We start from the raw sequence: 12,608 nt of genomic DNA on the forward strand, positions 1-12,608 counted from the left end.
TAAAAAATGAAAAATTTTAAAACTTAACGTATTGAATACGTGTTAAATAACTATGAAATCAAACTAAGAATCAAATACACTTATTTTTCCAATCATCAGTACAAATACATATATGAATAACGAAACAATACCTCTCGGCGAGGTGATAAATAGTCCTTCACCTCACTTATTGGGGAAATTTAATAACATTTTCCATCAGAATAATTATGATCATTACCGATCCGCAATTAATGACACTTTAGACCTGGTAGGAGAGTTTCTTCACAGAAACGACAAACCATTCAGCGGAATAGAAGCCCAGAAAATGAAAACGATGGTTCATCATATCGATCTGAACCGTAAACTTTCTTCTTATGAAGAGCTCCTGAACGAGGTAGATGATATCTATGTAAAGCATGCGACAGCATTTCACCTTCCACAATATGTTGCCCACCTTAACTGTCCGGTTGTTATCCCGGCTCTGGCAGGAGAAATCCTTGTCAGTGCCATCAATTCTTCCCAGGACACCTATGATCAGAGCGCTGGCGGTACTTTTATGGAAAGAAAGCTGATCGACTGGACGGCAGAAAAACTGGGTTATAATCCTGATGAAAGCGATGGCGTTTTTACAGCCGGCGGATCACAAAGTAATTTAATGGGACTGGTGATGATGAGAGACTGCTTTTCTCAGAAAAACTTAAACCATAATATCAAACTGGACGGACTTCCTCCTGAAGCAGGACGTTTCAGAATTTTCATTTCAGATAAAGCACATTTCAGCAATCAGAAAAATGCATCTATTATGGGACTGGGCGAAAAATCTATTGTGAAAGTCCCTACAGATGAACGATTCCGCATGGATATCACCCTGCTTAAAAAATATATGAAACGGGAAATCCTGTTGGGAAATATCCCGATCGGAATTATTGCTACAGCAGGAACCACAGATTTCGGAAATGTTGACCCATTGGAAGACATCGCCAATATTGCCGAACAGCACAATATCTGGATGCATGTGGATGCGGCTTATGGCTGTGCATTACTGCTGAGTAACAAATACCGACATCTGCTTAACGGAATAGAGCGTGCAGATTCTGTAACGATAGATTATCATAAATCTTTTTTCCAGCCCATCAGCAGCAGTGCATTTATTGTTAAAAATAAAAGAGAGCTTCGAATCCTGAAACACCATGCCGACTACCTGAACCCGGAAGAGATGGATGAAGAAGAAATTCCTGCGCAGATCAACAAATCCATTATCCAGAGTACACGGCGGTTTGATGCCTTAAAACTATGGTTCACACTGAGAATGATGGGGCAGGAGCAATTGGCGGAATATACGGACAGAGTGATTGATCTTACCAAGGACGTAGCAGAAATGATTACGGAAGATCCTGAATTTGAGCTTTTATCCGATACCGATTTAAGTGTATTGGTATTCAGATATATGAGGACTGATATTGAGGATCTGAATGCTCTTAACCAGTTCATTAAAATGAAGTTGTTCTACAGCGGTGAAATCCTTGTGGCAAGCACTAAAGTTGACGGAAACCTTTATCTGAAATTCACTTTCCTCAATCCGATCACGACAACAGAAGATGTTCATCAAATTTTAAACAAAATCAAATCACATGGAGAAGACTTTAGTACAGACAAGTAAGTTTAAAGAAAGAGCGCAGGACATTACTTTCCGCATTCTGTTAAACGGAATGTTGAGGGAGCTTGGAAACGGAAAATTCTACGAGGGCGTTCCAAAGTATGATAAACTGACTGCTCAGGCATTACAGGATAGCAAGTATCCGCTTCACGTCAGATTTGAATTAAAACAAAGTGAAATCTTTTTGTTTGCGCCGGTTTCCTATCGCTCTGAAAGCGCTTTTCACGACTATGGATTTCCGCTACGGATCGTTGATCATAAAAATGAAAAAGTTTCTGAACCGGACGTTGATCAACTGATCCAACTGGTTTATAAAGAATTTTCTGAAAGTTTCAATGAATCCGGATTCCAAAGATTTACAGAAAGAATCCACAGCAGCATAAAAAATCTTGAATTTACTCTGGCAGCCTGTGCAAAAGAAAAAAAGCCGTTATCCTGTTCTTTTTTAGAATCGGAACAGCAGCTTCCTGTGGGACATAACCTGCATCCGTTCACAAAATCGAGAATGGGCTTTTCTAAGGAAGAACAATTTCAATTCGGGCCGGAATTCAATCAGGAAATCCAGCTGGAATATTTTTTAGCAGATAAAAATTCTATTAAAGAAAGCTCTGTTCTAAAGACACCTTTAAAGGAAATCCTGGAAAATATAGCTTCATTACCCGATGGTTTTGAACAAAACCTTCTCAAAGACGGTGAAAAAATTTCCGATTTTTACTGTATTCCCTGTCATCCGTGGGAAGCAAATTATATCCTTTCAAACGAAGAATATTCTCAGATGATTGAATCCCGGAAGCTAATCTACATCGGGGCATCGGGCGAAAGTTTTCATTCAACCTCGTCAATAAGAACCCTTTACAAAGCTGATGCTCCTTGGATGCTGAAATTTTCACTGCATGTTCTTTTAACAGGTTCCGTGAGAATCAACAGTGAAAAAGATCTAAAAAGAGGATATGCTTCCTCTCTGTGGTGGCAGAATTTTAAAGCTTCTTTTGAAAAAGAATTCAATCACTTTAAATTATTATTAGAGCCGGGAGCAGTAAGCGTACACAATAATGACAAAAATATTGACAGCCTTAATCTGCTGATCCGTGAAAATCCGTTTTTGCCGGAAGACAAAGTATTACTGTTGGCAAGATTGTGTCAGGATGAGCCTGCTGATGACTATACTTTTATCCGACGATTTTTTAAAGATGTTTCAGACCGTTTAGGAAAAGATCCGGAAGAAGCAATAACAATATGGTTTGAAAAATATATCAGACTGTTGATAGCTCCGTTAAATCATCTGTTCAGCCGCTACGGAATGGCCCCTGAAGTCCATCAGCAGAATTTAATGATCGGCCTTGATGATCATCTTTTGCCTGAAACTCTTTTTGTAAGAGACGGACAAGGTTACTTGCTAAAAGAAAGCAACAGGGAACAGTATCAGGATCTGATTAAAGAACATCCGGAAATTGAAGAGCTTTTCATCAGAAATGAACGTCTTCTGGATATTATTTCCCATCATTTGTTGGTAAGCAACCTGTCAGCTCTGATTGCTTCATTAGGGAAAACAGGCTGGATAAAGGAGAGAAAGCTTATCAATATTACCTACAAAGCATTCGAAAAATTGCATGAATCCAATCCTTCAGGCATCACTCATTATGCTTTGAACAGAAGATATTGGGGAACAAAATCAAATCTTAAATCAGCCGTTCTGGATATGGATGGCGGAGCCAATGCAGCTGCACTTTCATACGCCCGGATCCCGAATCTGTTTCATAAATATTTCTTTTCAGATCAACTGATACAGCCTAAAGGAAATGATGTGTTTTTCAAACGTTACTTCCCGAAAGAAGATGTTACTATCAGCATGCGTCCCATCGATCTTGAAAATGACCTCAAAATGTTGCACGAATGGTTTAACCGTGAACATGCGATTAAAATCTGGCAGATGAACTGGCCTATTGATGAGCTTGAAACTTATTACCGCATCATGTTACCGGGAGATGAAGCCCACAGCTATATTATCCTGAGCAATGGTGAACCTTCATGCAATATTGAAGTTTATTGGGCTTCAAAGGATATTGTAGGCGATTACTATGATGTTCTGCCGACTGATTACGGAACCCATCAGTTTATTGCTCCGGTAGATCCTAAGAAAAAATATGTGTCACCCTCCACCCAGTCTATGGTAGATTATGTATTTGCACAGCCTGAGGTCGGTAAAATGGTCGGCGAAGGTTCTGTAGATTCATTTGCATCGATGATGAATAAGGCCCATGTTGGTTTCAAAATCGAGAAAGTAATCGAAATGCCACACAAAAAAGCCAATCTCAATTTTTGTTACAGAGAATGGTACTGGGAAAAATTCCCGCAAAATAACGACGTAAAAATCACCACGAAAATCACGGAACATGAGCAAGGAACAAGTATATAATTTAATTGGAATCGGAATCGGCCCATTTAATCTGGGACTTGCCGCATTGAGTAATCCGATTACAGAACTGAAAACCCTTTTCCTGGATCAGAGAGACAGCTTTAACTGGCATCCGGGATTGATGATCGATCATGTAACCCTGCAGACACCGTTTCTGTGTGATTGTGTATCGATGGCTGATCCTGCGAATCCCTTGAGTCTTCTGAATTATCTTAAACAGACAGACAGGCTGTATCAGTTCTTTATCAGGGAAAACTTTTTTATCCCCAGAAAGGAGTATAACCGGTATTGTCAGTGGGTCGTGGAACAGCTTCCGCAATGTCAGTTTTCAACTCAGGTGACTGATATTGAATATGAGGACGGGCTTTACATCATCACCGCCTATCATACAAAAACTAAGGAAACCCTGGTTTACAAAACTGAAAGACTGGTATTGGGAACCGGAACGCAGCCTTCCGTACCGTCATTTATTCCTAAAGATGATCCACGTATTCTGCATACCGGAAATTATCTGTACCGTAAAGAAGAGCTCTTGTCTAAAGGTAAAAAGATAGCGATTATAGGTTCAGGACAAAGTGCAGCAGAAGTATTTTATGATCTGCTACAAAGCAGAAGTGAAGATACAGATTTGGGTTGGTATTCCCGTCCGGATCGCTTTTTCTCGATGGAATATTCAAAGCTGACATTGGAGCTGACTTCTCCTGATTATGTGGATTATTTCTATAACCGCTCGGAAACTGCACGAAAAGAGATTTTAAGCAAGCAGCAAAGCCAGTTTAAAGGAATCAACTACGATCTGATCAATGATATTTACGATTTTATTTATGATTTAAGTATTGACAATGCCGATCCTAAATTAAAAATTATCCCAAACAGCCAGTTAAACAGGGTAGACAACACAAACCCTGATTATCTGAATCTTGAATTTACCCAGCTGGAACAGGATGTACCTTATGACCAGGAAGCCGATTATCTGATCTTAGGAACGGGATACCGTTATCATGAGCCTTCATTCCTGAAAAATATACAGTCGAGAATTAAAAGGGATTCGGCCGGATTGTATGATATTAACAGGAATTATACGATAGACCTTGACGGAAACGGAATTTATGTACTTCACGCCGAAGTGCATACCCACAGCTATATTTCAACTGATCTGGGAATGGCTGCCTACCGCAATTCTTACATCATCAATGATATTCTCGGAAGAGAACATTATAAAATCGAAAGAAAAATCGCCTTCCAGGATTTCGATGTGGAAAAATACACTTCTTTACCAACCGCAAATATCTAATAAAAAATGAATACAATTTCAAACAATACCATAATCAATCATGAACACTGGAAACAGGCCAACAGAAACCTGATGGCAAAAACCATTGCCGAACTTATGCATGAAGAACTGTTAAAACCCATCATCGATTTCGAAGACGAAGCAGGATACACGGTATTCAGGCTTGAAACCGGGAATGAAACTGTGGAATATAGTTTCAGAGGACAGAAAAGACTAATGGATTACTGGCATATCGATAAAGACAGTATTACAAAAATTCAGAATAATGAAGTCAGCTCATCCCTTGATGTTCCGCAGTTCTTTCTGGAAATGCAGTCTATATTTGATCTGGATTCCAATACCCAGGCAAGATATACGGAAGAATTATTGCATACTTTATATTGCGACGCACTGATCCTGGCAAAAGGACCGTTATCTTCCGGAGAATTGGCAGAAGCAGGTTATCAGATGATAGAACATAATATGACAGGCCATCCGTGGGTGATCGTAAACAAAAGCCGTTTAGGTTTTTCACCTACCGATCTGCAGACTTTTGCGCCTGAAGCAGATCAGCCCTTAAAAGTGTTATGGCTCGCTGCACACCAGGACAGATCAAGCTTTCATGCTCTGGAAGATATTGATAAAGAAACGTTTTACCGTTCGGAAATAGGAAATGATTTGTATGAACGTTTTAAACAATTGCTTGCAGATAATGGAAAATCTATCGATAATTATAATCTGATCCCGGTACATCCATGGCAGTGGGAAAACAAGCTCAGGATCCATTTTGCAGGAGATATTGCAGAAGGGCTTTTAATTGATCTCGGGGAAGGAAATGACATCTACAGCCCGCAGCAAAGTATCCGTACTTTGTTTAATACAGAATACCCTGAAAAAAGATATTTAAAAACGGCCGTATCTATCTTAAGTACAGGGAATATCCGTGGGTTATCTCCAAAACAGATGAAGATAGCACCTTCCATTACCGATTGGGTAAAAAGCCTTATCAGAGACGATGAATATCTTGCAGACAAAGGAACTATCTTTTTAGGGGAAGAAGCTTCCACAACCTATCTTCATCCCCAATACGGAGCCATTCAGAACGTGCCTTACCAGTACAATGAATTTCTGGGTGCCTTATGGCGTGAAAGTACCGAATCATATCTGACCAAAGAAGAAGAAATGGTTACAATGGCTTCCTTACTTTATGTAGACAACGATGAGGTTTCTCTGGTTCAGGCTTTCGCAGAAAAAGCAGGGATCAGTATTCAGGAATGGATTGCCTTATACCTCAATGCTTATTTAACCCCTTTACTGCACATTTATTACACCCATTCGTTATGCGTTACACCACATGGTGAAAACATCATGCTGGTATTGAAAAACGGAATTCCGCAAAGGATTGTGATCAAAGATTTTGTAGATGATATTGTTCTGACCACAGAAGCCAGGGAAAAACTGCCTTCCCATCTGGCAGACGGTCTGATCCAGTCTTCCAACAAAGAAAATGTGCCGTTATTTATTCTTTTAGGCGTATTTGATGCCTTCTTCAGGTATCTGTCAGACGTATTGCACAGCTATTCGGATTTTAAAGAAGATCAGTTTTGGATGCTTGTTCACAGCTGTATTGAAAGCTATAAAAATGACAACCCTCATTTGCAGGAACGATATGAAAAATACGATTTGTATGTTCCGGCATTCAAAAGATTTTATATCAACAGCCTGCGTTTGAAAAACAACGGATACAGTGAGAATAAAGCATTTGCCATTCCAAAGAAAGACGGTGCTTTACCGAATCCGCTGTATCATGTCGCCAATAAAAACTCCGTAGCAGCGCTATGAAGAATTTCTTGCAGCTTCTGAAAGGAGGAATGGTTTTTATCTACGGAGCTTTGGCCGGAAAAAAGGTGGAGCTGACTTCCGGAAGTATCAACCGTTCCATTTTCAGCCTGGCAATTCCGATGGTGATGGAACTTGTGATGGAATCTGTTTTTGTAAGCGTAAACCTTCTGATTATTGCCAAATTAGGCGAGAAAGCCCTTACCCTTGTTGGCGTTACCGATAACTACATCAACTTCGCTTATGCCGTTGCCGTAGGTTTGGGAATTGCAGCCGCAACACTCATTGCAAGACGGGCAGGGGGGAAAGATAACGAAGGGATAAGTAAAACAGCACATTACGTCATTTTACTCGCTCTGATTTTCGCCATACTGATCGGTGGTTTGTCAAGCTATTTTGCCGCTTATATCGTGGATTTTCTTGGGGTAAAATCTGATATTGTAAGCCAGGGACTTTCTTTTTCCCGACTTGTATTTATAAGTATCGGACTGGTTATTTTACGTCTTTCCATCAACGGGCTTTTCCGGGGTGTAGGAGATGCTGATCTGGCTATGAAATCCCTTTGGATCTGCCATATATCCAATATCATATTGGCAGTAATCCTTGTATTCGGGCTGGGCCCTGTTCCTGCTTTCGGATTAATGGGATTGGCTTATGCCACAGTTTTATCAAGATTACTGGCCGTAATTTATCAGTTCTTTATTTTATTTTCAAACAGGACAAGCATCAATATCCTTGTGAAATTCCAAATGGATATGCCGTTGCTGGTGAAAATATTAAGAATTGCATTCGGAGGGCTGGTTCAATACATCATCCCGACTTCCAGCTGGCTGATCATGGTGAAAATTATTTCCACTTTCGGTACCACCGCACTGGCAGGATATATCATCGCTCAGCGTATTGCTTCCATTGCAACAATGCCGGCCTGGGGAATCGGAAATGCAACGGGAGTTTTAACGGGTCAGAACCTTGGAGCCGGAAACTATGACCGTGCCGAAAAAACAGTATGGCGGGCAGGTGCCATCAATATGACCTACCTCATTGCAGTGGCTTTATTCTGGCAGCTGGCAGCAGAACATGTAGTAAAAATTTTCACAACAGATCCTGATGTGGCTCATTATGCCGTACAGTACATTCATGTAGTGTCTATGGCGTATCTGCTGCTGGGTTTCACCATGGTGATCAGCCGTGCGCTCAATGCCGCCGGAAATATTATGCAGGTGACCTTGCTTTACATCATTATGTTCTATATCATCCAGCTGCCATTGGCATATCTCCTGGGAATACGGTTCCAGTGGGAACTAAAAGGAATATTTACGGCTATTGTTTCTTCGGAAATAGTTCTGGCCGTATTATTCTTATTGATTTTTAAAAATGGAAAACTATAAAAATTTAACATGCACACAACAGAAAAATTTTATGAAGTGATTGCAGGGGCAATTGCAGTAAAAAAAGAATTAATTGAAGAAGATCTCGCCTACCAGCAGATTCCGGAGTGGGATTCCATGTCTCACCTCCTGATTGTAGAAGCACTGGAAAATTCCTATCAGATCAAGTTTGAGTTTGATGATGTACTTGATATGGGAACCGTAGGGAAAATTCGTGAAAAAATGAAAAAATACGATATCGTCGTAGAAATCTAAACACTATGAAACTTTTAGAAAATATCATAGCCAACAGAAGCCTCTCCTTTGCAGAGGCTTCCGGTGGTAAAAATATTCCGGTAGGAACATTATACAGAACACTGGGATTAAACCCCGTTGAAAAAGGACTGATCTTTCTTTATAATGACAACCAATTACCCGGAATTGAGGTCCTTCTCAATTTTTACAGTACCGCTCATACCATTGCATTGCTGGGACAGAAGCTTCACCCGGAATTCAAAACCCGCATGGAAGCAGAATACCGTCCGAAATATATTTTCGATCCGGCCAGAAACGAAATTGAAGGCTACCAGTTAAAAAACTTCTCCGAAAGCATTGCCATCTTTGTAAGAGAAAATTATCAGCATGAAGTAAACATTCATCCTGAAATAAAAATCCTGCTGAGTACTTCCGGAACAACAGGGATTCCGAAATTAGTAAAGCTGTCTGATGAAAACCTGTATCAGAACGCATTGAGCATCCTTCAATATATGCCGATCCGTGAAACCGATGTGGTACCTTTAAATGTTCCTATTAATTTCGTATACGGGTTTTCTATTCTCACCACAAACTCTATGCGGGCAGGGAAAATTGTATGTACAGACAAAGACATTATGCAGAAAGCTTTCTGGGATGAAATGGAAGAACACGGCTACAGTACATTGGGTGGTGTGCCTTATCTCTATGAAAATCTCAACAGGATAGGATTCTTCAGAAAGGAAAACAAAAGCCTGAAATACATGACCCATACAGGCGGTGTGATCAATGGCGAACTGAGGAAAACCATTTTCTCTTACTGTCATCTGTATGAAAAAGAATTTTTTGCACAATACGGCCAGACCGAAGCAGGTGGAAGAATGGCTTATCTGACGACGGCAGGACTTCTTGAAGACGAAACTTCTATCGGAACGCCGGTGCATGGCGGAAGCTTTCAGATAGATACGGATACGGATGAATTATTGTTCTCACATCCCGGAATTTTCGGAGGCTATGCCAATAAGCTGGAAGACCTCGCAACTTATGAGCAGCCTCGGATCCTGCACACCGGAGACACCGCAAGGAAAGGAAAAAACGGCCTGTACTACATCACCGGAAGGATCAAAAGGATCATGAAGCTTTTCGGGATACGCCTTAATCTGGATGAGGTGGAATTTATCCTTAAAAACGAACTGGAAAGAAACACTTTCGTCTGCCTGAATTCCAATGATAAAAAGATCATCATTCTTTATGACAATCAGGATTTAGATCCGCAGGTAATTAAAGATATCATAAAGGACAAGCTTCGCATCAATCCGCAATACGTTAACGTCGAATATATAACCCATTTCCCCTTATCACAAAACGGTAAAATAAATTATCCACTGTTACAAACCCTACAGCATGAAAACATTTAAAACACTCATCTTCTTTTTTATTCTTGTAAGCTTTCCGGCTTTTGTTTCTGCCCAGCAGCAGGAACGTGTTCACGGCAAAATTATGCTATCTGAACAGGTACCTGTAAAAAATGCTGTTTTAAGATTAATAAACACTCCTTATCAGGCAAAAACAAACAGTTCAGGAGATTTTTATTTAGATCATGTACCTCCGGGAGATTACATTCTTCAGGTTCTGGTAAATGATATTGAACTCTTACAGGAAAAAATCCGGATAGAGAAAGATGTCTTCGAAATTCCTACTATCTATGCGGCGATGCACAGTGACGAGCTGGAAGGAGTAACGGTTTATGCTTACAGCAGGAATAAATTTCTCGATAAAGACAGTACTTCTGTCGCAAAAATGCCTCTTAAAAACCTGGAAAACCCACAAGCTTATACCACCATCAATCAACAGATCATAAAGGAACAGCTGACCACCGATCTTTCGGAAGCGCTTAAAAATGTTCCCGGTATCGTAAAAATGCAGGGTAGCCCGGGAAGAGCAGGAGACGGAAGTATTTATTACAGCCTGAGAGGATTTCCTACCAGAGTTTCTATGGTAGACGGAGTTCCGGCCAATACCAACGGAGAAATTGACCCTGCCGATGTTGAACGTATGGAAGTGATCAGAGGGCCATCCGGAACATTGTACGGCGGGGCGGTAACTTCTTTCGGAGGATTGATTAATATTGTAACTAAAAAGCCTAAAGATTATTTCGGTGGCGAGGTATCTTACCTGTTCGGAAGCTATAACCTTAATCGTGTAACTGCCGATGTTTACGGACCGATCACAGATTCCCGCAAGACACTATTCAGATTAAATGCGGCTTACCAGTATCAGAATGGTTTCAGGGATTCTGAATTCAGAAAGTCATTTTTTGTTGCTCCTAAATTCAACTATCAGGTGAATGACAGGTTACAGTTCAACCTCGGAGCCCAGATCTATAATTACGAAGGAACCAATACCCCGATTATTTTCCTTTCAAGATCAAGACCATTTTTTGCACGTACTCCTCAGGAGCTCGGGTTTGACTGGAAACGTTCTTATTCCAACAACGATATGACACTGAAGGCACCTTCAATCAATGTAAAAGCAGAGATCAATTATAAAATTTCCGACAACTGGACTTCTCAAACCATCATTTCGAGAAACTTCAAAAAAACAGAAGGGCTTTACCAGTACCAGTTTATCAGAGGAAATGCAAGTGATGCTCTACTGGAACGTAATGTTCAGCAACAGAATTCCGAAGCGGCTTCTACAAGCATTCAACAGAATTTCAACGGGCAGTTTCACATAGGAAAAGTGAAAAATAAAGTATTGATCGGGTTAGATTATTTGAACCAGTCATTGCGTAACAACAATTCTCCTATTATTAAATATGACACTATTAACGGGCAGGATCTTAAGAACAGTTATGGTGCCATTTCCAGAGATCTGGCAATTGAGAAAATCCAGAAATCAAAAGCAAGCATGGTCAGAGATTACACCTCAAGTAATATTTACGGAGCCTACATTTCTGACGCTATTTATCTGAGCGACAGATGGATCACTTTATTAAGCTTGCGTGTAGACCATTACGAAAGCAGAGGCCAGCTTAACCTGAATAATAATACCCGTTCAGGAGATTTTACCCAGACAGCATGGTCCCCAAAATTAGGAATGGTGTATCAGATATTCAAAGATAAACTGTCGGCCTATGCCAATTATATGAACGGATTCAGCTATGTAGCACCGGTAAGCCAGGAACTTCCTGATTACAGTGGAGACCTGAAGCCTCAGATGGCCAACCAGTGGGAAGTAGGTCTGAAAGCCAATCTATGGAGAAACCGTTTCAATTTCACCGTTGGATATTATGATATTTTAGTCAATAATATGTCCCGCGGAATCGAAGTGATCAGAGATGGGAAACCCTACAATATTACCATTCAGGACGGAGAACAAAGAAGCAAAGGGATTGAAATTGAAATGGTAGCCAATCCGGTTCAGGGATTGAATATTATGGCTGGATACACTTACAATGACAGCAGATTGATAAAAGCAGATGCCACGGTAGAAGGCCGAAGACCGGGTTCTACAGGTCCTGCCAATGTATTCAATTCATGGATCAGCTATGTACTGCCGATCGAAGGGTTACAGGGAATAGGAGTTGGCTTTGGAGTTAACCGTGTGGGTGAACAGGTTTCTGAAAACAAAACCACCACAGGACAATTCAGGTTTCCTGCATATACTTTGGTCAATGCTTCCGTATCTCTTGAAAAAGAAAAATACAGGTTCGGAATTAAAATGAATAATATAGGCAATGCCCTTTACTTTGCAGGGCAGGGAGTGGTAGTCGCTCAGATGCCGCGAAATTTTGTAGCAGAACTCAGCCTTAAATTTTAAACC

At 40.5% G+C, this 12,608-nt stretch carries 8 protein-coding genes; all 8 read left to right on the forward strand.

The genetic code is table 11. The annotated features are described in order from the left end of the window. Positions 1 to 112 precede the first annotated feature (112 nt). Genes AB8P06_RS11180 through AB8P06_RS11215 form a run of 8 tightly spaced genes read left to right on the forward strand, consistent with a single transcriptional unit; the run spans position 113 to position 12,605 of the window. On the forward strand, positions 113 to 1,639 hold the full coding sequence (locus AB8P06_RS11180; RefSeq protein WP_369841597.1) for a pyridoxal phosphate-dependent decarboxylase family protein: 1,527 nt from the start codon (positions 113 to 115) through the stop codon (positions 1,637 to 1,639). Further along, the gene (locus AB8P06_RS11185) at positions 1,611 to 4,052 is read left to right on the forward strand and encodes a GNAT family N-acetyltransferase (RefSeq protein WP_369841599.1); all 2,442 of its coding nucleotides are present in this window, start codon (positions 1,611 to 1,613) and stop codon (positions 4,050 to 4,052) included. Before AB8P06_RS11180 ends, AB8P06_RS11185 begins: the two co-directional genes overlap by 29 nt. Then, positions 4,030 to 5,346, forward strand: coding sequence for a lysine N(6)-hydroxylase/L-ornithine N(5)-oxygenase family protein (locus tag AB8P06_RS11190; protein WP_369841601.1), 1,317 nt, complete (start codon positions 4,030 to 4,032; stop codon positions 5,344 to 5,346). Before AB8P06_RS11185 ends, AB8P06_RS11190 begins: the two co-directional genes overlap by 23 nt. Before the next feature lie 6 nt (positions 5,347 to 5,352). Then, complete coding sequence (locus AB8P06_RS11195; RefSeq protein WP_369841604.1) at positions 5,353 to 7,167, forward strand: IucA/IucC family protein; 1,815 nt, start codon at positions 5,353 to 5,355, stop codon at positions 7,165 to 7,167. Continuing rightward, positions 7,164 to 8,552, forward strand: a complete 1,389-nt coding sequence (locus AB8P06_RS11200) for an MATE family efflux transporter (RefSeq protein WP_369841607.1) — start codon at positions 7,164 to 7,166, stop codon at positions 8,550 to 8,552. The genes AB8P06_RS11195 and AB8P06_RS11200 overlap by 4 nt, the downstream gene beginning before the upstream one ends. 9 nt (positions 8,553 to 8,561) lie before the next feature. Beyond that, a complete protein-coding gene (locus AB8P06_RS11205) occupies positions 8,562 to 8,807 on the forward strand; it encodes an acyl carrier protein (RefSeq protein ID WP_369841610.1) in 246 nt (81 codons plus the stop codon). 5 nt (positions 8,808 to 8,812) lie between these two features. Next, positions 8,813 to 10,201: an AMP-binding protein gene (locus AB8P06_RS11210; RefSeq protein ID WP_369841613.1), complete on the forward strand. Its 1,389-nt coding sequence runs from the start codon at positions 8,813 to 8,815 to the stop codon at positions 10,199 to 10,201. Continuing rightward, positions 10,188 to 12,605 (forward strand): TonB-dependent siderophore receptor, encoded by a 2,418-nt coding sequence (locus AB8P06_RS11215; RefSeq protein WP_369841616.1) that lies wholly within the window; start codon positions 10,188 to 10,190, stop codon positions 12,603 to 12,605. Before AB8P06_RS11210 ends, AB8P06_RS11215 begins: the two co-directional genes overlap by 14 nt. Positions 12,606 to 12,608 lie beyond the last annotated feature (3 nt).

Source organism: Chryseobacterium tongliaonense (genome assembly GCF_041224435.1).
In the GTDB taxonomy this organism is placed as follows: domain Bacteria; phylum Bacteroidota; class Bacteroidia; order Flavobacteriales; family Weeksellaceae; genus Chryseobacterium; species Chryseobacterium tongliaoense.